Origin of the sequence: Microtetraspora sp. AC03309 (genome assembly GCF_020826795.1) — a bacterium.
GTDB classification, from domain to species: Bacteria; Actinomycetota; Actinomycetes; order Streptosporangiales; family Streptosporangiaceae; genus Microtetraspora; species Microtetraspora glauca.
In genome coordinates this window covers 67170-89802 of sequence record NZ_JADDIL010000023.1, presented here as the reverse complement: position 1 = coordinate 89802, position 22633 = coordinate 67170, and the positions used below count along the sequence as shown (strand labels likewise).

Annotated in this window: 20 protein-coding genes; 13 read left to right on the top strand and 7 right to left on the bottom strand. The window is 70.6% G+C overall.

What is annotated here, in order from left to right:
• The first annotated feature begins 91 nt into the window (after positions 1–91).
• Entirely contained in the window at positions 92–1528 is a 1437-nt protein-coding gene (eccD, locus tag IMZ11_RS16125) for a type VII secretion integral membrane protein EccD (RefSeq protein WP_228642198.1), read from the top strand.
• Positions 1529–1633: 105 nt separating this feature from the next.
• On the opposite strand, the gene IMZ11_RS16120 is transcribed toward eccD, so the two are convergent.
• On the bottom strand, positions 1634–2383 hold the full coding sequence (locus IMZ11_RS16120; RefSeq protein ID WP_228642196.1) for a hypothetical protein: 750 nt from the start codon (positions 2381–2383) through the stop codon (positions 1634–1636).
• A gap of 153 nt (positions 2384–2536) precedes the next feature.
• Complete coding sequence (locus IMZ11_RS16115) at positions 2537–2845, bottom strand: hypothetical protein (protein WP_228642194.1); 309 nt, start codon at positions 2843–2845, stop codon at positions 2537–2539.
• A 276-nt stretch (positions 2846–3121) separates the two neighbouring features.
• On the opposite strand from IMZ11_RS16115, the gene IMZ11_RS16110 reads away from it, so the two are divergent.
• The 8 genes from IMZ11_RS16110 to IMZ11_RS16075 all read left to right on the top strand — a co-directional run bounded on the left by IMZ11_RS16110 (position 3122) and on the right by IMZ11_RS16075 (position 9074).
• Positions 3122–3643, top strand: coding sequence for a YbaB/EbfC family nucleoid-associated protein (locus IMZ11_RS16110; protein ID WP_228642192.1), 522 nt, complete (start codon positions 3122–3124; stop codon positions 3641–3643).
• Between the two features lie 341 nt (positions 3644–3984).
• A complete protein-coding gene (locus IMZ11_RS16105) occupies positions 3985–4434 on the top strand; it encodes a YbaB/EbfC family DNA-binding protein (RefSeq protein ID WP_228642190.1) in 450 nt (149 codons plus the stop codon).
• Positions 4435–4602: 168 nt separating this feature from the next.
• Entirely contained in the window at positions 4603–4929 is a 327-nt protein-coding gene (locus tag IMZ11_RS16100; RefSeq protein ID WP_228642188.1) for a WXG100 family type VII secretion target, read from the top strand.
• A gap of 33 nt (positions 4930–4962) precedes the next feature.
• Complete coding sequence (locus IMZ11_RS16095; RefSeq protein ID WP_228642186.1) at positions 4963–5277, top strand: WXG100 family type VII secretion target; 315 nt, start codon at positions 4963–4965, stop codon at positions 5275–5277.
• A 113-nt stretch (positions 5278–5390) separates the two neighbouring features.
• Positions 5391–5792, top strand: a complete 402-nt coding sequence (locus tag IMZ11_RS16090; RefSeq protein ID WP_228642184.1) for a hypothetical protein — start codon at positions 5391–5393, stop codon at positions 5790–5792.
• A 24-nt stretch (positions 5793–5816) separates the two neighbouring features.
• The gene (locus IMZ11_RS16085) at positions 5817–7274 is read left to right on the top strand and encodes a WXG100 family type VII secretion target (protein ID WP_228642182.1); all 1458 of its coding nucleotides are present in this window, start codon (positions 5817–5819) and stop codon (positions 7272–7274) included.
• A gap of 25 nt (positions 7275–7299) precedes the next feature.
• Positions 7300–7824 (top strand): hypothetical protein, encoded by a 525-nt coding sequence (locus IMZ11_RS16080; RefSeq protein ID WP_228642180.1) that lies wholly within the window; start codon positions 7300–7302, stop codon positions 7822–7824.
• 11 nt (positions 7825–7835) lie between these two features.
• On the top strand, positions 7836–9074 hold the full coding sequence (locus tag IMZ11_RS16075; RefSeq protein ID WP_228642178.1) for a hypothetical protein: 1239 nt from the start codon (positions 7836–7838) through the stop codon (positions 9072–9074).
• Here the strand turns inward: IMZ11_RS16075 and IMZ11_RS16070 are convergent.
• Positions 9071–9379: a hypothetical protein gene (locus IMZ11_RS16070; RefSeq protein WP_228642176.1), complete on the bottom strand. Its 309-nt coding sequence runs from the start codon at positions 9377–9379 to the stop codon at positions 9071–9073. The genes IMZ11_RS16075 and IMZ11_RS16070 overlap by 4 nt on opposite strands.
• Here IMZ11_RS16070 and IMZ11_RS16065 point away from each other — a divergent pair.
• On the top strand, positions 9363–10190 hold the full coding sequence (locus IMZ11_RS16065) for a hypothetical protein (RefSeq protein ID WP_228642174.1): 828 nt from the start codon (positions 9363–9365) through the stop codon (positions 10188–10190). The genes IMZ11_RS16070 and IMZ11_RS16065 overlap by 17 nt on opposite strands.
• 28 nt (positions 10191–10218) lie before the next feature.
• Positions 10219–11031: a WXG100 family type VII secretion target gene (locus tag IMZ11_RS16060; RefSeq protein ID WP_228642172.1), complete on the top strand. Its 813-nt coding sequence runs from the start codon at positions 10219–10221 to the stop codon at positions 11029–11031.
• Positions 11032–11050: 19 nt separating this feature from the next.
• On the opposite strand, the gene eccB is transcribed toward IMZ11_RS16060, so the two are convergent.
• The 3 genes from eccB to IMZ11_RS16045 all read right to left on the bottom strand — a co-directional run bounded on the left by eccB (position 11051) and on the right by IMZ11_RS16045 (position 16279).
• Positions 11051–12469 (bottom strand): type VII secretion protein EccB, encoded by a 1419-nt coding sequence (eccB, locus tag IMZ11_RS16055; RefSeq protein WP_228642170.1) that lies wholly within the window; start codon positions 12467–12469, stop codon positions 11051–11053.
• Positions 12470–12657: 188 nt separating this feature from the next.
• Complete coding sequence (locus IMZ11_RS16050; protein ID WP_228642167.1) at positions 12658–14949, bottom strand: serine/threonine-protein kinase; 2292 nt, start codon at positions 14947–14949, stop codon at positions 12658–12660.
• A gap of 163 nt (positions 14950–15112) precedes the next feature.
• Complete coding sequence (locus IMZ11_RS16045; protein ID WP_228642165.1) at positions 15113–16279, bottom strand: S8 family serine peptidase; 1167 nt, start codon at positions 16277–16279, stop codon at positions 15113–15115.
• 244 nt (positions 16280–16523) lie between these two features.
• Here IMZ11_RS16045 and IMZ11_RS16040 point away from each other — a divergent pair, with 244 nt between their 5' ends.
• Both IMZ11_RS16040 and IMZ11_RS16035 read left to right on the top strand, forming a co-directional pair.
• Positions 16524–16982 (top strand): beta/gamma crystallin family protein, encoded by a 459-nt coding sequence (locus tag IMZ11_RS16040; protein ID WP_228642163.1) that lies wholly within the window; start codon positions 16524–16526, stop codon positions 16980–16982.
• Positions 16983–17313: 331 nt separating this feature from the next.
• Positions 17314–17586, top strand: a complete 273-nt coding sequence (locus tag IMZ11_RS16035) for a WXG100 family type VII secretion target (protein ID WP_061253375.1) — start codon at positions 17314–17316, stop codon at positions 17584–17586.
• 133 nt (positions 17587–17719) lie between these two features.
• On the opposite strand, the gene IMZ11_RS16030 is transcribed toward IMZ11_RS16035, so the two are convergent.
• Entirely contained in the window at positions 17720–22624 is a 4905-nt protein-coding gene (locus IMZ11_RS16030; protein ID WP_228642161.1) for an FtsK/SpoIIIE domain-containing protein, read from the bottom strand.
• Between the last annotated feature and the right edge of the window lie 9 nt (positions 22625–22633).

The following is a 22633-nucleotide window of genomic DNA, read 5'->3' as shown; positions in this document are numbered from 1 at the left end:
GATCTTTTCTTACCAGATGTGGTTTACATCCGAGTGGGGGAAAGAGGCGCGCTATGTTCGCCTTGTTCGGTGATCCGTACGAGGAGGACGTGTGACTTCGCTGGCCGCCCATGAGCCGATGCCACAGGGAGCCCTTGCCGCGGCGGGCGCCCGGCTGCCCGCGCTGTGCCACGTCACGATCGTCGGACCGCACAGGCGGGCCGATCTCGCGCTGCCCGCGGACATCCCGTTGCCGCACGTCATGCCCGGCCTGCTGCGCGCGCTCGGCGAGGTGGACGGGGAGTCGGCCGCCGCGCCGGGCTGGGTGCTGCAACGGCTCGGCGGCACGCCCTTCGACCTCGGGCAGAGCCTGGGGGCACTGGGCGTCCTCGACGGCGAGGTGCTCTACCTCCGCCCGCGCGAGTCCGTACTGCCTCCGGCGATGTTCGACGACGTGGCCGACGTGGTCGCCACCGGCGTGAAGGAGGGCCGGGGCACGTGGAGCGGCAGGCACACCCGCCTGCTCGGGGTCGGCGCCTCGTGCGCGCTCCTCGTCGCCGGAGCCCCGGCGCTCGCGTTCTCCGGGGCGGCGCCGGCCGTGGTCGCGGTGGTCGCGGGCGTGCTCGCGGTCATCCTGCTGGGCACCGCCACCTCGATGTCCCGGGCGGTGGGCGACTCCGCCGCCGGGGCGGCGATCGGCTACGCGGCGTTGCCGTACGGGTTCCTGGCCGGGCTGCTCGCCCCGGCCGGGCCGGCCGGGCTCGCGGGGCTCGGCGCGCCGCACCTGCTCGCCGCGCTCGCCTGCACCGCCCTCGTGGCCGCGCTCGGCGGCGCGGCGGTCGCCGACGGCGTGCCCGGATTCCTCGGCACCGCCGTCGCGTCCGTCGTGGGAGCGGTGAGCGCCGCCGTCGTGATGGTGTTCGACGCGCCCCCCGCCGGGGTCGCCGCGGTCGCCGTGTCGGTCCTGCTGGCGTGCAGCCCGTTCATCCCGGCGCTGGCGTTCCGGCTCGCCCGGCTGCCGCTGCCCTCCATGCCCACCACGGCCGAGCAGCTGCGCGCGGACAACGACCGGGTGGACAGCGCGGCCATCCTGGAGCGGACCGGGCAGGCGCGGCGTTACGCGACCGGGCTCATCGCGGGGATCGCCGTCGCCGTGCTCGCCGCCCAGCCGCTTCTCGTGCTCGCCGACGGGTGGATCGCCCCGGTGATGTCCTTCGTGTCGTCGCTGACGCTGGTCATGCGGACGCGGGTCTTCCACGGCGTGTCCCAGCGGCTCTGGCTGACCGTCTCCGCCCTGGCCGGGATCGTCGTGCTCGTGCTCGCGCTGAGTACGCGGGCGGGCGGAGTCGGGGCGATCGCGATCGTGATCGGCCTGCTGTGGGTCGCGGCGATCCCGGTGAGCCTGGGCCTGTGGCTGCCCTCCGGCCGCCCGTCCCCGTTCTGGGGACGCGCCGGGGACATCGTCGACGTCGTGCTGACCGCGGCGCTGTTCCCGCTCGCGCTGGGCGTGCTGGAGGTCTACACCTGGATCCGCGGCCTGTCCGGCTGATCCGTTACCCGGCCGCTGGCTGGTCCGTCTCCTCTCACGGCCGACGCGCCCGCCCGGGTTCGTTCGTCCGTGCTCCGTTTTGTACTTCTGTGCCCCGTTTCGTGGCTACTGCCCGTACGGCAGGGGCACGTCGCGCTTGGGGGCGACCCAGTCGAAACCGGCGGTGGACGGCGGCAACGTGCCGGGCTTGCCCGGCTCGCGGAAGGTCGGGTTGTCGGCCACATCGATCGTCGCCTTCGTGAAGTCGATGGCGGCGACACCGGTCGGCTCGACGTTCCGCAGTTGCATGTCCTTGCGCCACAGGTAGCCGAGGATGTACGCCGCGCCGCCGAGGTAGGCGAGCAGCGCCTTGCCCCACACTGCGAGGATCTTGTCGGCCGTCTGGATCAGCGCGCGTATGACGAGCTGTGCCTGGGCACCCGCCGGGGTGAACCGCAGGGCCGCGGCGGAGGCCATCGTGGAGAGCAGCGTGGCCGAGAACACGAACATCGCCCACCCGAAGTCGCGGAACGTGGCTCCGATCTCGTCGAGCAGCCCGCCCGTGTCGGTCAACATGCCCCGCAGGACCTCCAGCTTCGACTGGAACGTCACGACGGCGTCCTCGAACGCCGTCTGGTCGTCGGCGATCCAGGTGTTCCTCGACTCCGTCAGCATGAGCGCGAGGAGCCGCTTCGGACCGCCGTCCAGTTCGCGCGCGACCGCGAGCCAGTTGTTGGCCGCGTGGATGATCGCCTCGTCGTCGATCAGCAGGTTCTCCACCAGCGTGAGCGCGAGGAGCCCCGCTCCCGCGAGGATCTGGGCCCGTCTCAGGTTGCCGATCGCCTCGACGGCGGGGACGCCCGCGTGCTTGCCCATCCATTCGCCTTTCGTGTGGCCGAATTGTGGCGCTATATCGCCACATGTGCTGGTTGTCGTGCGGGTCGCCCTGCCCCGAGTGCCGAGGCTCCGGGTGCCGGGTGCCGGGTGCCGGGTGCCGGGTGCCGTGAGTCGGCGGCGACGCCGCCGCGATCAGACGTACTTGACGGTGCTGGCGTCCTCGGCGGTGCGCCAGTTGGTCGCCGCGGTGTCGAGCTGGTCCATCCATTTCCGTGCGGCGCCGATCGCGTCGGCGAGGTGCTCGCGTGCCCGCGTCACGGCTCCCTCGTAGGTGGGCAGGATGATCGCGCTGCCGGACATGCCGAGGTCCCAGGGCCCGAGGACCGTCTCGTCCACCTGCCGCCGCCTGGTCTCGAACTGGGGGATGACGTCCTCGGAGAGGCGGTCCCGCAGGTCCCTGATGCCGTTCGAGGTCACATACCTGTCCTGGTTGCCGCTCATCGCACTGTCCGTTTCACTGGCGGGCCGCTGGGTCCGGGCTGGTGATGGAGGCGGGGCGTCGATGTCGTACCGGCTGCCGGGGCCTCGATCGGATGAGGGGGAGACATGTGATCTCACTATCACCGCGCACGCCCCCGGCGCGACGCGTCGTGCGGCGTTCGCCCAGGTGGGAGCCATCTGTTCACGCCGGGTTCGGTCCGCGGCCATGCGGCGCTGGAACCCGGTTCACCGCCTGATGATCAACTCGCGGTGCGGTACGACCGAGAGGGGGCAGGGATGTTCGACTTCGATCCCGCGACGGTGCGCCCGGAGGAGATCGACCGGATCATCCGGCAGGCGGATCGTTCTCTCCGGGATCTCACCGACGCCATGGAACGGCTGGGCGAGGTGACCGGCGAGGGGGACGCCGCGGGCGGCATGGTGCGCGCCGTCGTGGACGGCGAGGGCATGATCCAGGGCGTACGGTTCGATCCCCGGGTGATGCGGCAGGACAGCGAGAGCCTCGCTGAGGCGGTGGTCGAGGCCGTACGGGCCGCGCAGGGGGACGCCCGCCGGAAGACCGCCGAGGTGCTGGGGGTGGTGCTCGGCGAATCACCGGGGGACTCACTCCGGAACCCACCGGACGGGGTGCGCGCCGAGCCGTCCCGTGGCCCGGAGGAACAGGGAGCCCGCCCGATGGACCGGGCGCCCGACATCGAGCGGACGCGACAGCGGCTGGAGCGGATTCAGGACTCCTTCCTCGAGTCGATGGAGGGCCGGATGGCCGGCCTGGAGCGGTTCCGGCGCCGCTCCGGCTGAGTCCGGGGCTGCCCCACGCGGCTCAGCAGGTATTGACAAATTCGGATATATGCGAGGTTTGTCATGATTTTTGACAGCCGCATTCGGGCATCGCGCCACATATAACTCGAGGTTGCGGTGAAATGGTCGGGTCGAAACGACCCCGAGTCACCTCTCGCCGGCACGGGTTCGCGTGCGGTGGAAGTGTCGCCGCCGAGAGGCCGCGCTGCCGGGTGCCGAACCGTCTCTTGGGGCCGGAAAGTCCGGTGATAGTGCGCGGCGGTGAGATACGTTGCTCCAAATATGGCTTTATGTGACTCGCGGGACGAGACGGGCGGCCGCCTCGAAGGACGGAGCAGTGGATGGCGGGATTCGGAGACTTCGCGAACATCGACATCGAGCAGCTCTTGCGCCAAGGGGACAAGCAGGTCGCGCAGATGGAGCAACTCGAGAGCGTGATGTCCGGCCTGGTCGGTAGGGCGCAGGACGAGGACCACCTGGTCACCGTCGAATGGACCGCCGCCGGCCTGAGCGAGCTGCAGCTGCATCCCAAGGCGATGCGGCTCAGCTCCGGTGAGCTCGCCGAGAAGATCAAGGAGGCGATCCGGGCGGCGGGAGCCGACCTGCAGGGGCAGATGGAGGAGGCGTCTGAGGAGATCTTCGGGAAGGACGACAACCCGATGAAGTTGCTCACCGACCCCGATGCGGCGATGCACAAGGTCTCGGCGGCGGAGGCCGTCTACAACCAGACGTTCGACGACGTGATGGCCGATCTGGGGCGCATTCGGCGTCGCCTCGGAGACGGAGCGTGACCGATTACGGACATGCTGACTAAAGTTTACCCATCTGTAATGTACATACCTGTTATCTAGGTGGATCTTGACGATTACGATGCCGGTTGGTGATGTTCGCGCGGGATGTCCCTTGATATGCGGGGGCATTGCGGGCCACAACTGGCCTTATGTCACGGAGGTGACAAAATGTCGCAATTCTTTGGGGCGAGTCCGGCTCAGATCAAGATCGCATCCGGCCATGTCGTCGACACGGCTCAGTACATCGAGGGTCTCCGGGCGGGTGTCGACACGACGGCGAACGGACTCCTGGCCACGGGATGGATCGGGCCGGCGGCAGGTGTGTTCCGGCGCGCGATGACCGCGTGGAACGACAGCATGCGAGTCGTCCGAGACGACCTCGACCAGATCGCCCAGACGATGGGCGCCAACGCCGTCGTCTACGACGCCGCCGACCAGGACGTGATGGCCGGTGTCGGCCGTGTCGAGTCGCTGATCAACGTCGACATCAGGTGACCGGATCCCAGCCAGGCAGGAACGGAGAGCGCAGTGTCCGCTGAACTCGACTTCACGAAGGTCAACTTCGGCCAGATGGAACTGGCCCAGAGCGACATCGTCAACATCCTCAAGTCGTTCGAAGAGGCCACGGCCAACCTGATCACCAAGCTCCAGCAGGACCTCGCGGGTCACTGGGACGGTGACGGCGGCGCGGAGGCGTTCTTCAGGGAGCACCAGCAGAAGTGGGACGCCCAGGCCACGCAGATGAGGGGTCAGCTCGACGAGATCCAGCGGGCCATCCAGATCGCCAACGAGAACTACAAGGCGGCCGAGGCGCGGAACAAGGCCATGTGGGTGAACGGCTGACCTGTCGCGACACACGGGGAGCCCGTCCGGTCGTCGCCGCCCCGCGGTGACCCGGCCGGCCCCTCCGCGTACGGCTCGGTGACGCGCGTCGCGCGTCCAGGCGGGGGAGGGACATGACCCAGAAGGACGCCGTGGACGGCGGCGGTGACGACACGTTCCAGGTCGACCCGAAATGGCCGGGCCTGGACGGTGAGGTGCCTCTCAAGTACAGCGTCTCCGAAATCCGGAAGGTCGCCGAAGACCTGCGGGCGTACCTCAAGGGCGTCGAGGGACCGGCCTACGCCGAGGGCTACACGACCGGCACGCTGAGCAGCGTCGAGGGCAACTGCCGTCTCAACGCGGCGCAGATCGGCACGTGGACCGACGCGCGGGCCCTGGCCGACACGGTCGGCCCCGGCGGCGAGAAGTTCACCGACGCCTATCGACGGTTCCACGAGGCGTACGTGGCCGTCATCGAGGCGATGGAAGTCAGCGCCTCCGTGTACGAGAAGACCAACCCGCCGAACGAGGGCTGACCGGAACGTCGGAGAAGGATCGTTGTGGGTAACGACAGGCAGACCTTCGTGATCAAGGCGACCGCGCCTCCTCCCGGCGAGAAGGTGACCGCGTCCGTCGACGAGATCGCCGAGTGGATGCGGAACACCGATCCGACGGCGGTGGAGAACGCCGCCTTCGCCTACGGGAACGCGGCCGGCACGGTCAAGCTCATGGCCGACGCGATCGAGGCGCGGGCGAAGAGGCTCTCGGAGGCATGGCAGGGCCCGGTCGCCGCCGACGTCCAGAAGGCGATGCAGTTCCTCAGCGCGGCCGGCACCGAGATCTTCGACAAGATGGACGAGATGGCCCGGGCCCTCCGCCTGTACAGCCAGCTCCATCTCCCCGAAGCGAAGGCCAAGATCCAGCAGATCCAGCTCGACCTGCAGGCCGAGCTGCCCTGCTGCACACCCCCGTCGACGAACCCGTCAGGGACGAGCACGCGTCCGTCCCTGACGGACACCACCGGTCAGTCGAGCCCTCCCGTGGGCCAGTCCCCCTTCGACGGGACCGGCGGCGGCTCGACCGGCATTCCCCGGACGCTGAACGCGCAGACCGGCATCAAGAACGAGGCCACCTACCAGCTGGCCAAGGCGCACGCGGACGGTGAGGCCCAGAAGGTCCTCAACACGCTGAACGAGCAGATCGTCGAGGTCTACAACCTGCACGTCCCGCAGTACGTGACGTACGAGCTGCCCAAGGTGGAGCCCGAGAAAGGCGGCTCCCCTCCCCAGCGGAAGGTCGACTACGGGGACACGCCCCCGTACACCGGCGGGGCCGGTCCGTCTGGGAGGGACCCCGGCGGCGCGACCGCCGCGTCCCGGGGCGCCGACGGCTCAGGCTCCGGCTCCGGTGGGTCGGGGGCGGCGGGTACGGGTGGCGACCCCTCTGGCGGTGCCACCGGGAACGACGGGACGGGGGGCGACACCACCCCCGACACCCCCGCCGACAGCGGTGACGGCACGGGCGGTGACAGCGGGAGCGATCCGGGCGGCACCGCCTCCGGGGGTGACACGGGCGGCTCGAACGGCGGAACGGACGCGGGCGACGGCACCGCTCCACCCGTGATCGGGCAGGACGGCACGACGACGGGAAGCGACTCCCAGAGCACCGAAGTGGCCGGCGTCTCCGATCAGCCGGTCACGACGCCCCTCTCCACGAACCCCGGCAACGTCCCCTCCGTGACTCCGGGCAACGTCATCGGAACGGTGAAGGGCCCGAGTGTGACCGCGCCGGGCGTGCCGTCGATCCTGGGCGAACCCGTGTCGGGCACGGGAGTGATCGGGCAGCCGAGCCTCGGCACGTCCCGCGGTCCGGCGAACGGCTCGATGATGCCCTTGATGCCGATGGGCGGGGCGAGCGGAGCGGGCGACTCCTCGGGCGAGGAGCGAACGACCTGGCTGACCGAGGAACGGGACGCCTGGGACTCCAGTCATCGAGTGATCCCGCCTGTGATCGGTTGACGCCTGACAGACCAGGAAGGTGAGCATGGGGCTTGAATACGACGCCGACTGGCCCGGCCTGACCGAGAAGAACGACGCCGGCGGCTCAGGCAGTCCTGAGCTGAACCGCACGGAGATCAAGCGGATCGCCGGTGAACTGCGGACGGCGCTGGACACGCTGATCACACCGACGCCCGTCCAGGCCACGCAGGCGGCGTCCAAAAAGGGGAGCACTCCGCCGGAGCTCCCCGGCCCGCCGTCAGGGGCCGGGTCGCTGCCGGACCTGCGACGGGAGTGCAAGCTCACCTCCAAGGAACTCGGGGGAGGAGGGTGGCTGACCGCCGAGGAGTTCACGATGTCGATGAAAATGGCGTACGGCACCCTCATCGGTGAAGGCGCGGTCACGCGAGGAGGCGGCGCCCAGGGGGCCGGCGGCCTGCAGGCCGGAAGCGGTACCTACGCGAGCATGGTCATGCAGGCCGACCTCACGATCCAGACGCTGCTGAGCATGGTCGAGAGCTATGACGTGGCGGAACAAGCCAACGGGGCCGAAGCCCCGCGTGAAGTCTGACGGAGTTCATGATGGCCGAACCGAAGCAAACGCGTGTCGATCTCAAGCTCGGGGACACCCCCACCACGGATGTGCCGCTCCCGCTCAACTTCTGGACCTCCCTGGGGCACTCCAACATCGACACGATCAGGAAGTGGATCGACAACACCAACCCGTTCCAGGTGCGACGGGCCGGGCAGTACTACTGCGCCGCCGAGACCCTGCTCAACGACTTCGCCGCGGACGTCAAGCGGGCCGCCACCGCGTTGGCGGAGCAGAACAAGGGGACGGTGGCCGTCGAGACGCAGAAGCAGTTGCGAAGCCTGCACGCGAGCGTGCGCGAGCTCGCCACCAAATTCGGCAAGGTGGGCAGACCGCTGCAGGACTACGCCGCGACGCTCGAATGGGCGCAGCAGAACGTCGTGCTCGGCAGATACCGGGACTCGCGATCCGACAACGACATCGACTGGGCCGACGTCACTCCGTTCTACGGGATCTATCGGGCGGAGAAGCGCGCGATGAATCACCTGAAGAAGGTGAACGAGCGGATCGTCGAGCATTACGCCGCGCTCCCGGAGGATGTCCAGCAGGCGCTGCCCGATCCGAACGACATTGGTCTCCCACCGTTCGAGCCCACGGGGTTCGATCCGGACAAGATTCCGGGCTTGACGGTCGGAAATCAGAACGGGAAGCTTCCCGGGTTCGAGACGCCGGGGGACATACCGTCCGACCTGGACGGATCGATTCCGAATCTGGACGGCACGACCGGACAGGGGCTCGACCCGGGCGACCTGGGATACGGCGGACCGGATACCGACGGGCTGTCTCCGTCCGTCGTCGGCGATTCCGGGGCAGATCTCTCGGGCGCCGGAGGGAACGGCGGAACCGTCCCCGGCGTGCCGGGTACGGGTACGGGAACGACCCAGTTGGCCGGATACAACGGCTCGGGGACGCTCACACCTCCGGGAACGTCGCTGACCGGTCCCGCCGGTTACGGCACATCTGGTGTGGGCCCCTCCGGCGTCGGGTCCGGCTCCTCGGGAATCGTCCCGGCCTATGGCGGCATGTCCGGCAGTGGGACGGCGTCTACGCGTACGGGTGCCCGTGGCGCGGGCACCGGCCGACTGGGCGCGAACGGCATGATGATGGGCCCCACGCGTGGCGGAGAGGGCCGCGAGGAGCAGGAGGATCGCGAGAACTCCACCTGGCTCATGGAAGACGACGAGGTCTGGGGCGACAGTGGCAGCACCATTCCCCCGGTTCTCGGCTAGGCGCGACGGAGGAACGGCAGCCCGATGACAGATTCATCCGCGAACGGGACCGGGAACGCGAACGCGAACGCGAACGGGACCAGGAACGCGAACGCGAACGGGACCGGGAACGCCTCGGCCCAGACCGGCAACCCCGCGGCGTCCGCCTTCCAGATGCCGGATGTGAGCAGTTCGTGGGCGATCGAGTTCAAAAAAGATGCAGTGGAAGACGCGGGCAGGAACACCGGGAAGCATACGTCCAGCGTGTCGGGAGTGGCGCGGAACACCTCCAAGATCCATGTCGGCCCGATGACCTTCGGGGTCATCGGCATGAAACTCGGCGATCTACACGACGACGCCCGCGAAAGCGTGGTGAAGTCCCTGAACGAGGTCAGTGGCGTTCTTGAGTCCTGGGAAAACGCTCTTATGGCGGCGGCCAAGAACTACCACGCGGCGAACAAATCCGTGACCGAAGACGAAAACACGGGTGGAGGCGGGGCGAATATTAAGAGCCCGAAGTTGACCGGCCCGGACGGGACTATTCCGGATGGGACTATTCCAGACGGGGCCATTCCGGACGGGACTATTCCAGATGGGACCATTCCGGACGGGACCATTCCGGACGACGGAGTACCCGAGCCGACGCTGCCAGGTGCGGACAGTCCCGATCCGAACCAGCCGACGACCGACGTTCCCGGCATCGATCAGCCCGGTCTCGACGGAAACGGAAATGGTACGAACGTGTCCGGATCAGGCCTCGATGGGAACGGCCTGAACGGGCTCGGCAACCAGACTTCCCCGACGGTCGACCCGACGAAGCTCGCGAGTTACAACCCGGGCAACACCCCGCTCTCGGGGCAGCAGAGTCCGAACGCCGGGACCTGGACGGGCGGGAGCGGGGGCTCGGGGTCCTACGGTGGGTTCTCCTCGGGAGGAGCCAACGCTCCCGGGACGGCGGGTACGCCTGGCACGAGCGGGAGCGGCACGGGTGGCATGCCGTACATGCCGATGGGCGGTGGTGCGGCCGGAGCAGGCCAGGACCGCGACCGCGAGAAATCGACCATGCTGACCGGCGACGAGGGGGACTGGGACGACGACGGTGACGTCGCGCCCTCGGTCATCACCCATACGAGCTGAGGAAATGGATTCGTCATGACGATGGGAGGTGAGGCTCGATTTGGATAACTCGGACTTGGCTCTGGGGCTGGTCAAGAATTTCGCCGGAGACATGGTCGCCGCGGAGAGTGCTCGCTGGAAATTCCGGGAAGCCTTCGCCGTGGCGTCCGTTGCGGCTGTGCTCCTGGTGGAGTATCCGGTGACCAAGACGATCGCCTTGGCCATCGGGACGATAGTGTCGAACCCCGGCGAGATGGTGCGAGCGGCATCCGAATGGCATGTCGACAGCCCTGAAATCGATAATTTGATCACGGCGCTGAAATCGCAGCGAGACAAGCTCGCGGGGCGGGGGAACTCGAACGACGAGACAGTTCAGTGGTCGGGTTCCGCTTTCGACACGTACAGCGAGGCGGTGGATAATTTCGCCACTGAGTTGGCGAAGACCAAGGAGTGCCGCAAGGGTGCCGGCGACTGCCTTCTCAGTAGTGCTCAGATCTACAACATCCTCGCCAATATCGCGTTCCTCGTCGCGAATGCAATGATGATATGGGCGGTAGTGAACATCACCTCGAAGGGGAACCCGCTTGTCGGGGTGGGTGTGAGGGGGATCATAGGTAAGGGGCTCCGTGCCCTCTTGGAAGTGCTCAAGAGCGTTTTCATGAAACAATTCAAAATCGTTGCCATGCTCGGCGCCACAATCGTCGCGGTCAATATGGCCGGCAATCAGATAGCGAGCATCCTGCCGAAAATGAAGGCCATGCCCGGCCCGGCGCCCGATCTCGAGCAAATCAAACTGACGTACAAAGACGGCCAGGGGATCGTCGCCTCACAGGCCTCATTAACGAGCGGCCTCGGCCTGTGACCGGCGGCCGAGGCGCCGGTCACTGGCCGTACTGCAGGGGCTTTCTGGCGGCGGCGGGGTCGAGCGCGGGACCCTCGGGGATCAGGTGGAGGATCTGCGCGGGCACCGGTGTCACGTCCGAGAGCTGGTAGCCGAGGTTGGCGAGCAGGTCGGCGGACTCGACGGCGAACCGGCGTCCCTGGTCGGTGATCAGCGCATAGCTGTGCACCGCCGACAGTTGCCCGTCACCGGGTAGCAGCCCCGCCAGCGCCGCGGCGCCGGGCGGGAGCAGCACCTGGTCGAAGTGCTCCTGGTCGCCGCTCGTCGGGGGGACCGGGATGTCCATCCGGCTGCCGATCGTGAGCCGGGCCCGGGCCGACCCGGTCTGGCTGTCCGCGTAGACCGCGCACAGCGGCGCCGACACGTCGGGTGTCATGATCTTCGGCATCTCGGTGGGGAGGTCGGCGACGGCCATGCCGGTCTTCGACACGGGGGCGGTGTTGGCCGTGGCGGCGTCGATCTCGATGGGCTTCACCGGCCGCCTGCCGTACACCTTCTTCTTGCTCTCGGGGTCCTCAAGGAGCAGGCTCGCCTGGAGGATCGAGATCGGAGCGAGCCCGTCGTCTCGAAGGACGTACCACCGGGCGGAGCTCCCGGCCATCGCGGGAACCGTGAAGACCTGGCCGACCACGGCGGCCCTGCCCTCGGGGCCGCGCACCTTGCGTCCGCGGCCGGGGACGTCCGGGCTGCGGAAGTCGGGGCCCTGCGGGATGGCGTTGAGCCACGCGGCCGGCACCCTTCTGGCGGTCTCTCCGATCAGGCCGCGGGCGCCCTCGCCGGTGACACGCATCCGCTTGTCGCCCCAGATCATCCAGTCCTGCCGGCCGTCCTCGACGATCATGGCGTCGCCGCCGATCTCCCGGCCTCCGACGTCCCTGCCGCCCACCAGGGTCACGTACGACGTGCGCGATCCGGCGGCGTCCGTCACTTCCGTCACACAGGCGGACCAGGGACCCTTGACCAGCTTCTCGGACGCGGGGAGGGAGTCCGGCGCTCCGGGGATGCCCACGAGCGGGCCCCGGTTGAACTCCGCGAGCGACGCCGCCGACACGTTGCGCACGGTCACGTCCGCGCTGTCGAGCAACAGCCGCGCCGAGACGTAGTTGGCGACGGGGATCAGCGTGTCGCCGGTGTCGCTGTAGATGTAGGTGGCGCCGCTCTCCTCCTCGACGAGGAGTTGGCCGGGCTCCGTCAGGCTCGTCGCGCCGCCCGGCTTGAGCAGGCCCCAGATTCCGAAGACCGCGAGGACGAGGACCGCGAGCAGGACTCCCGAGAAGGTCGCGACGCTGTGCCTGCGCATCGGTGACTCCGGCACGTCCGGCTCCGCCTGCAGCAGGGCCATGCCCAGGCGCTGCATCATGAGCCGATGCGCCTGGTAGAGATCCTTACGGGTCTGCATCCCAGTCCGTTCTTCCGGTGTGGTGATCAGGCGAGGTCAGGCGGTCGGCGGGCGAGCCGGGGGCGTTCGCCGCTGTTTCGGTGGTCAGCGGGTTCGCCGGGCCGGGACGACGCTGAGGCGCGGCGGCCACGATCACCGTGGCCGCCGCGCCTCAGGCGGGATCCTTCGCGCTCACCCCCGACGGGAGATCACCCGCAGTTCGCCCAGTCGCCGCTGGCGCTGCCGGAGTCGCTGCCTCCGGAGTAGCGCACGCACTTGCCCTTGCCGGACAGCATCACCGGACCGGCGTAGTACTTGAAGGACCCGCTGTCGGTCGAGGAGCCGCCGCCCTGGACCTCGAGCGTGGCCCAGACCTTGGTGTCCTTACCGACGTTCGCCGTCTTCATGGCGACCACGCAGTTGTACCCCGAGGAGTTGCTGTAGAGCTGGTAGAGCGTCCCCCCGTTGAAACCCTGCGACCGCTGGACGTAGAAGCCCGACCCGTGACCGCCGGAGTTGCAGACCTGCTGCGGCGTGTACGGGTTGCTCACCGGGGCCACCGGCTTGGCCGGTTCGGGGTCCGCCTGCTTGGGAGGCGTCGTCGTCTTGGTCGGCTCGGGCTCCGCCTTCTTGGTCGGGGTCGGAGCCTTCGTCGGTGTCGGAGCCTTCGTCGGTGTCGGGTCCGCCTGCTTGGGAGGCGTCGTCGTCTTGGTCGGCTCGGGCTCCGGCTTCTTGGTGGTCGGGTCGGGCGCCGGTGTCGTGGGGTCCGGAGCCGGCTCCCGAGTCGCGGTGGGCTTCTCGCTGGGAGACTCGCTGGGCTTCTCCGTGGGCGAGGGGCTCGGGCTGGGCCTCGGCCGGCGGGTGCGTGTCGGCTGCGCGTTCGCCGTGGGCGTCTCCGTCGCCGCGGGCGCCGAGGTGGCCGTCGGCTGCGTGTTCGGAATGGCGGGCGGCGAGATCGGAATGTCCGGAATCGGCGCGGTGGCATCGGGCGTCGGCGTCTCGGACACCCAGTCGGTGGGCAACGTCAGCGGGAACACGCCCGTCGCCTCCGGGTCGGGAGTGTTCGCCCACGGGACGGTCACCTGGGTCTGGGGCTGCTGCCTGCCGGCCGTCCCCGTGGACGGGATGGCGTCTCCCGGGCCCGCGGCGCCGTGCTTGCCTCCGGCCGACCCCTCGGCCGCCGTACGGTCGAACGACTGGGTGCTCGAGTAGTGTCCGGCGGCCCACACGCCGCCGACGGACAGCGCGAGGACGGCGGCCAGGGACGCCGCCAGCCCGACGGAGGGTGTCTTACGCCGCGGCGCGCCCTGGTCGGGGACACCGGACCCACTGACGGTTCCCGGTACGGGCGGGGCCTGGTTGGGCATCGGGGGCGCCGCCCACAGCGGTGCGGTGGGCCGCTGCTGCGGAGGTCCCTGCCAGACCTGGCCGGAAGCCGCCACAGGGTTCGCGTGCGGGCCGTGAGCCGGCGGCACGGCGCCGGGGGGCATCGGGGGCGCTCCCCAGAGCGGTCCGCCGTCGGGCCCGTGGAACTGCTGCGGGCCGTGCTGCTGGGCCGGGAGGACGACGCCGGCCACGGGGGCGCCGGGCACGGCGACCTCGGTGGACGGCGTCGCGTCGTCCTCGCCGAGTAGCCGCAGCATCGCGTTCCGCGCGGTGGGCCGGGCGGAGGCGTCGGGGGACAGGCAGGCGAGGAGGATGCGTCGCAGCGGCTGCGGAACGTCATCCAGAGTGGGCGTGCCGGCCGGTCGGTCGCCGCCGGCCGCGTCCGCGCCTTCGGTCGGGTCACCGGCCATGGCGGCGGCGATGTCCCGGACGTTCACGGTCGTCTCGGGGGACGGGTCGTCCGCGCCCGGAGCGGGAGTGGTGGGAGCGGCGCCGGTCGGGGCGGCCGCGCCGGGGGCCTGTCCGGTCGCGGCGTAGACGATGGACGCCGCCCAGGAGAAGAGGTCCGACCGGGCGTCGCCGGGCTCGCCGCGCACCTGCTCGGGGGCGCGGTAGGCGCCGACGGCCTCTCCCAGGCCGATGTCGGACACGCGCGGGCCGTCCGTGCCGATCAGGATGTTGTCCGGGGTGAGGCCCCGGTGGACCAGGCCCGCGGCGTGGATCGCGGTGAGAGCGGTGAGGGTGCCCAGGGCGACGCGCTCCAGGGCGTCGGCGGCGAGCGGCCCGCCCTCCCGTACGGTCTCCTGAAGGGACGACCCCGCGACGTACCCGCGCACCAGGTACGGCTGGTCGCCCACCCAGCCCGCCTCCACGGGCGGGACGGCGTGGGATCCGGACAGTCCCTTGGCCTCGGTCAGCTCCTGGACGAGCCGGTCCCTTGCCTCCGCGTCGGCGGCCGGCTGGGCGTGCATCACCTTGACGACGGACGCCGCCGCCTCCGGAGAGGGACGTCCCAGATAGGTGACACCTCGGGGACCTTCACCGAGCCGGCCGAAGAGGGCATAGCCGCCTACCTGCTCTGGATCACCAGGAAGCAGGGGGTTCATCTCGCCCATCGAACGTCCTTCCGGGGAGGTATCAGCTCAATAAGAGCGGTCATGATCACGTCACATTCAACCAAAAATACCCCGACCACATCAGCTGTTTTTGGTGTCTATTTGACAAACGTCAACTGTGAGTGGCGAATCCGCTATGTCGGAGTGTGGCTGCTTTCATCCGCTACGGGGACTCGGACGTGCCGATCCCGCCGCCCGGCCGCCATCTTCTGCGGCGGCCCAGCGGCACGACCACGGCCAGTGCGATGGCGAGAGCCGCCGCGCCGAGCGCTCCGCCCGCCACGGCCGACGCCACACCGATCACGTGATCGTCCGGTGGATCGGCCTTGGTGATCGCGGCCTCCGTGAGCGACGCGGGCTGCTGAGGCGCCACCGCGACGACCTCCGAGGGCAGGATCGTCGTCACTGCCAGCCGCGGGTTGATGATGCCCGCGCCGCTTCCCTTGCCCTTCGTGCCGTCGGCGGTCAGTTCCACGCGCCGCCGCACCCGTACGTTGTCCAGCTGCGGATAGCGGGCGCGGACCAGGGCGACCACCCCCGAGACGTACGCGGTCGCCTGGCTCGTGCCCTTCAGATCATTCTGGTACGTGCCTCCGGGCCAGGTGCTGGTGAGATCCTGTCCGGGGGCGAGGACGCCCACCGGAGTGCTGATGTTGGAGAACTCGGCCAGCCCGTCGTCCGGAGTGGACGATCCCACCGCGAGGACGCCGGGATATGCGGCCGGGTAGGCGGGCGACGGGGTGCCGTCCTCTTTGGTCACGTTCCCGGCGGCGGCCACGATCACGGCGTCCTTGGACAGTGCGTATCCCACCGCCCGTCTCAGGTCCATCCGGTCGGAGGCCCTGACCGAGACGTTGATCACCTGGGCGCCGAGATCGGCCGCTTTGGCGATCGCCCTGGCGAGGAGCGCGGGATCGCCTCGCTCCGCGTTGGTGTGCTTGATCGAGATCAGCCGGGCGTCCGGTGCGACGCCGGCGAAGGGGCTGCCCTTGCGTTCGGTCCCGGCGATGATGCCGGCGACGCTGGTGCCGTGACCGAGGCAGTCCTGGGTGCCCGTTCCGGTGAGGTCGACCGACTGGGCCACCTTGAGTTGTGGATGCTTGGCGTCCACGCCGCTGTCGACGACGGCGACCGTCACGCCGCTCCCCCGGGTGAGGGGCCACACGGAGGTGAAGCCGAGCCTGCGCTGCGCCCACGGCTCGCTCAGCGTGAGGCGGCCCGGCTGGGACGGGGCGCAGGTGTCCCGCCTGGCGGCGTCCGCGGGCGCGGGTGTCGCGGTGATCAGCACCGGCAGCGCCAGCGCGATCGCGGCAAGACCTCGAATGATCATCGGCGAGCCCCCACAGCAGGTGATCCGGCGGGACAGACTAGTGCCGTTGCAGCTTGGGTTTGTCCTGTTTCGTGGTGACACGCCGTTCGAGGTCGACATGTGACATCCGCCCGACCCTCAAGCCGGAAGGCCGAGCGCGCCTCCATGGCTTCAAATGGGCTCCAAACCCGGCATAAGTCGCAGACAAGATGCGATCGGCAAGCTCCTCTCAGACACCGAAGCAACCGATCCCCTGAGAGGAATCATGTCTCGAATCAACATGCGACTCGCGCTCGCGACCATCGTGTCCGCGGCGGCGCTGGGCGTCTTCGGGGCCGCAACCCCTGCTCAAGCAACGGACGACGACTATTACACCCTGGTCTTGCACGACGACGCGGGATACGAAGGCTGGCGCAGGGTCCTGCAAAAGCTCGTGTGGCACCCTGAGCTTGGAGCGGAGGGCATGTGGGTGGTCACCCCGACCTCCGAGCCGGACCTCGGCGGCTTCAGTGACAAGACGAGCTCCCTGGTCAACAACGACTGGATGGCGTGGGTCGTGTACGACGACAAGAACTACCGCGATCGCCATTACTGCATTCGTCCCGGCGAAACAGTGCCCAACCTCAGCTCGTCGCGGTGGAAGTTCAACGACAAGATCTCCTCAGCGTGGCGGCTGAACACCGCCAGCTGCGCCGGATACCCGGCGTTCTACAGCACCAGTTGAGAGGCGGCCGGGGCCGCCCGTTTACTGCCGCCTCTCCGGTGGCACTCACGAGTGGTCCTGGCCGGCGATCTGCCGCACCCGGGGTCGCAGGGAACCATGCCTCACGCAGGTCCGGCTCCCCGCGGCCCTTCGACCCGTGGACCCGCCGCACCAGGGCCGGCCACCCCGCCACCCCGCCGCCGTATCGCCGGTGAGACCGCGACGCCCGTGTGATCCACATCCGTTCGGAATACTCCTGACCGCCTTCATAACCAGTCGGCATAACACCTTTACAAGGACGGTATGTGATCTACGGTGAGGGCGCCCGAACTGTCGACGAAGGAGCCACTGAATGAGTAACAACCTGCTCGGCGGCGACCCCGCGGAGATGCAGAGCATGGCCGCACAGTTCACTCAGCAGGCCGACCAGGTTCGCGCCACGATGGCCAGTCTCGACCGTGAGGCGGCCAAGGTCGGCACCGCCTGGACGGGGCCGGGCGCGCAGCGTTTCAACGAGGCATGGCAGAGCTACCGGTCGGCCTTCCAGCGCATGTCCGAAGAGCTTAACGAGGCGTCCCGGGTGATCAACGCCTACCGCGGCAACATCGAGTCCGCGACCAGGTAACCGATCCACCGTTACCCGCGAATCCGCCGATCCTTCGGCCCCGGTCCCGTCCGGACGGTTCGTCCCGACATCTCCGTCCCCGATACGTCCGCACCCGACGTTCGTCCCGCTCCCGATCCGGGGCCCGGTCCCGCTATCCGTGGACCGCGGCCTGGATCGGGGTCGCGGTCCCCGACGTGATCAGCAGTCCCCGCCCCGGTGGGCCCCCGGCCGCGCCGCGCGGCAGCCGTACGCTGAAGAGATCGCCGTCCGCGGGGCTCTGCACCGACAGCAGCAGGCCGGTCCTGGCCTTGCGGGCCTCGGCGGTGAACCCCCGATAGGCCGTCGCCAGATCCCCCGTGGCCCCCGCGATCAGCAGCCCGTGATCGCCGTCCCGCGCGGTGCGCAGGATCTCCTCCAACGCCAGCCCGAGCGGCGAGTCGGGGGAGATCAGCTCAGCGTCGTCGACGATCACCACATACCCCTCCCTGCCGTCCAGGAGCGCCCGCGGGTCCTGCGCGCCCGGCAGCCCGCCGAACCCGTCGGACTCGCCTCCGGCCACGCCCCTGGCGTTGCCGTCCAGTACGGCCAGCACTCCCGGCGCCCCCGCCATCTCGCGCAACGGGCTGCGACGGGGGGTGACCACGAGGACCGGCGTGCCCCGCCGCACCAGCGACCACGCGGCCGTGACCAGGCACGACGACCGTCCTGACCGAGCCGGCCCGCCGATCACCGCCGCCGGACCCTGGGCGAGGAGGTCCAGGCCCAGCGGCTCCAGCGCGTCCCCTCCCACGCCGAGCAGCGCCCACAGGGGCGAGGGCGGCTCGAACGACGGGGCCAGGTCCATCGCCTGCTCGGCCGTGACACGGACGGGGAGCGCGTCCACGCGCAGGGGCGGCGGCGACCGCCACGCCCACGATCCCCTCCGCTCCGGGTCGCCGCCGAACCGGGCGGGAGCCGTACGGGCCAGCGCCTGGAGGGCGGCAACCTGGGCGGGACCGGACGGATCGTCGGCGAGCAGCGCGATCTGGCTCTCCACCAGCCCGTGCTCCCCGACGGACAGCGCCCGCCCGGGAGGCAGGACGGAGGGCAGGTCCTTCACCGGCAGCCCCGCCAGCCCGTAGTCCGCGGGGTCGGCCAGGCGCAGGATGAGCCGCTCCTCGAACACCGTCGAGATCTGGCCGAGCAACCCCGACCTGTCGGAGGTGACGACCGCCCGCAGGCCCACGGCCGGGCCCTCGCGCAGCAGTTGCAACAGCAGGTCGAGCAGCCGCCCGTAGTCGTAGTTCTCGAACGCGGCGACGTAGCCCTCCCACCGGTCCAGCAGGAGCACCAGCCACGGGAGCCGCCCGACCGCCGTGTCCCCGGCGTTCCCGGCGTTCCCGGCGTTCCCGACGTCTCCGGCTCTTCCGGTGTCTCCCGCTCGCCCGGCTCCGGAGGCGGCGCGGGCCTCCGCCAGGGACGCGTACCCGGCCTCCGCGAGAAGCTGCTGGCGGCGGCCGACCTCCGCGCGGAGCCGGGACAGCAGCCGTTCGACCCGGTCGAGTTGGTCGCGGGCGACGACGGCGCCGCAGTGGGGCAGACCGACCAGCGGGATCAGCGCCCCGGAACCGCAGTCGACGGCGTGCAGGTGGACGTCCTCAGGGGAAGCCCAGGCGGCGACCGCCCCCGCGATCGTCCGCAGGGCCGTGGAACGCCCGCTCCGCGCCGTTCCGGCGATCAGCAGATGCCCGCCGTGCTCCAGATCCAGGGCGAGCGGCCCCCTCGCCTGGTTCCACGGCAGATCGGTGAGCCCGAAGGGCAACGACGGCCCGCCGCCCGGCACCGGCGGCCTCCCGTCCACACCCCGCTCCGGGGACAGTGTGATCGCGTCGGGGAGCGGCGGCAGCCAGGGACTGGGGCGGCGGGCGATGCCCCTGGCCGCCGCGTCGATCGCGTCCACGAGCAGCGCGAGGTCCGTCCCGGACGCCGCCGCGTCCCCGCCGGACGAGGCGGACGAGGCGGACGAGGTGGAGGAGGTGGCCAGGGCGTGGCCGAGTGCCCGCCACGGAAGCTCGATCACCCGGGGGTTCCCGCCGGGCCCGCCGACCCCGCCGTCACGGCCGTCCGGGGAGCGCCCGCCGATCCGCGCCGCCTGTACGGCGACCGCCTGGCCGGAGCCGGACCGCACGTAGCAGCGTCCCGGCGTCGTCTTGGAGATGTGCGCGGCCTCGGGGCCGTCGATCACGTCGGCGGACTCCCTGGCGTCGGTCACCCGCAGCGCGATCCGAAGCGACGTGTTCGCCTGGATGTCCGCGGTCACCACGCCGCCGGGCCGCTGGGTGGCGAGCACCAGGTGGATGCCGAGCGAACGGCCCCGCCTGGCGATGTCGACCAGGCCGTCCATGAAGTCGGGCAGCTCGGCCACCATCGCGGCGAACTCGTCGATGACCAGCACCAGCCGGGGCAGCGGCTCCCCGCCGGCCGTCCGCGACCCCTGGTAGTCCTCGATGTCCTTGGCTCCCGCGGACAGGAGCAGCCGTTCCCTGCGCCGGATCTCGGCCGCGAGCGACGCCAGGGCCCGCTGGGTGAGGTGGCCGTCCAGGTCGGTGACCATCCCCACGGTGTGCGGGAGCCGTACGCACTCCTTGAAGGCCGCGCCGCCCTTGTAGTCGATGAGTACGAACGTCATCTCGTCCGGACGGTTGGCGGCGGCCAGGGAGCAGATCAGCGTCTGGAGGAGCTCCGACTTGCCCGCGCCCGTGGTCCCGGCGATCAGGGCGTGGGGCCCGTCCCGGCTGATGTCGATCTCGAACGGCCCGTCGGGGCTCACGCCGATGACCGCGCGGGTCGAGCGGCCCGAGCGGCCCGATCCGTTCCACCGGCCCGCGATGCCCTCGGGGCTGATCAGGTCGAGGAGCCGGACCGACTCCGGGAGCGCCGACGCCTGGTCGTCCCTGCTCACGTCCCGCAGGGGGGCGAGCGCCCGGCCCAGCCGCTCGGACCACGACGGCGAGACCTGGTCGCCCCGGATCGGCCCGATCGCGTCCAGCCCGCCGCCGCGGAGCCGCAGCGACCCGTCACGCTCGCAGGACGCCACCGTCGCGCACTCCTCCGGCAGGAGGCGCTCGTCGTCGTCGATCGCGATCGTGTAGACCCCGGCCCTGGGTCCCTGCCTGAGCACCTGGGGCATCCCGGGGAGGCCGCGCAGCACCTGGGCGCCGTCGAGGACGACCAGCACGTCACAGGGCCGCTCGTCGTAGGCGGCGAACGCGGGTTCCGCCGCCTCCTCGGGCCGGGCGTTCCCCGGGCGGCCGAGGTCCCCCCAGCCCGCCGGCCCGCCGGACAGCGGGCCGCCGAGCGGCGCCGTGCCGTACGAGGCGGCGCCGGGCAGGGCGGGTTCTGCCGGGTCGAGTCGCTCGCCGATGAGCGCGGCGAGATCGGCGACCCGGTGGGCGGCGGCCTCGGGATCGGCGCCGACGAGGGCGACGGAGCCGGAACCGAGGGCCACACCTCCCGACGCCCCCTCGGCGGCGCAGTGCGGCAGCCAGCGCACCCACCCCCACTGCTCGGCGGCGTCCGCGTGCGCGGAGAGCACCACGACGGCCAGGTCCCTCGGGCTGTGCAGGGCGGCCGCCTGCCCGACCAGCCAGCGGGCGGTGCCGACCGCGACGGCTCTGGGTCCGGTCACGCCCGCCACGCCCAGCCTGCGCATCGCGAGCGCGACCGGCACGTGCCGCGCGAGGGGCGGCTCGGGCAGCTCCGTGTCGGCTGGCGTGCCTCGCTCCGGCGCGAAGGCGATGCCGGCGGGAAGATCGGCCAGCCCGACACGGAGCCGCAGGGCGTCCGGGTCGTGCAGCCGCCGCTCCCACAGGCGGCGGCGCGGGCCGGTCGCGGTCAGCAGGATCTCCGCCGGGTCGGGGGCCGCGTCCCTGCGGGCCGCCTCGTCCTCGTCGCGCGCCCGCGCCACCTCGGTCTCGAACTCCGCGAACCGCTCCCTGTACGCCTTGACGGCCTGGCGGTGCTTCTTCCTGCCGTGCCTGCGGTCGCTCGCCCACTGCCCGAGCATGATCATCGGACTCATCAGCGCGATCAGCAGGAAGTACACCTGGCGGAACGCCACGAACATGCCGACACCGAACACCGCGGGCAGCAGCGCGGCCAGCAGCTGGAGCCGGGCACCCTCACCCCGCTTGGGCTCGCCGGGCACCTCGACGCGCCGGTGCCGTTCGGGCGCGCGGAGCCGGGGCGGCCGGTTGTAGGCCAGCCCTCCGTCGGGAAGCGCGTCCAGGTGGGCGTCGGGCGGCTCGACGAGGCCGATGGAGAACACCGAGCCGCCGCAGGACAGGAGGACCTGCCGCACGTCCTTGGGCGTTCCCGTGTCCGGGCCGGTCCCCGCCGCCCGGCGGCTTTCGCCGGCCCGCCGGGCCGTGCGGACTCCGCGGAACCTGCGTCCCACTCTGCGGCCGGACTTCCCGGACTTCCCGGACTTCCCGGCGGGCCGCCGCGCCGCGCCTCCGGGTGCCCAGGGTGTCGCCTCGCGTACACGCTCGCCGTCCAGCTCCAGCCCCGCGGCCGGATGCGCCGGCTCGACCGTGACCCCGCCGGGCGCGACCCGGACCGTCGCCGCGTGGGGCGGCATCCGCGGGTCGGGCACGGCGATCGCGCATCCCGGATCCGAGCCCAGCGTGTGGAGGCCCGGGCCGAGCCTGTGGACGGAACCCGCCCCGGGGCCGCCCGCCACCCGGAGTTCGACCACGCCGTCCGGCTCCTCGGCCATCGTCGCCGACGCCGCCTGCCCGTCGAGCGCCACGAGATCGCCGTCGCGGATCAGCCCAAAGACGAGCGCCTCCGGATCGAGGGGCCGCCCGTCCACCCAGAGCTTGGGGCCCGCCGCCCGGCGCCGCCGACCCCTGTCCAGGTCGTACGGCGCCCTGGCGGGCGGCAGCCGTACGACGTTGGAGGGCCGGGCCGGGCCGGCGAGCGCGGCCGCCAGCGCGCCGACCGTGGTGGACTCGTCTCCTTCGACCATCACCTCGCGATGGCCGTGCTCGGCCACCACGGTGAGCATGATCCGCATACCCAGACT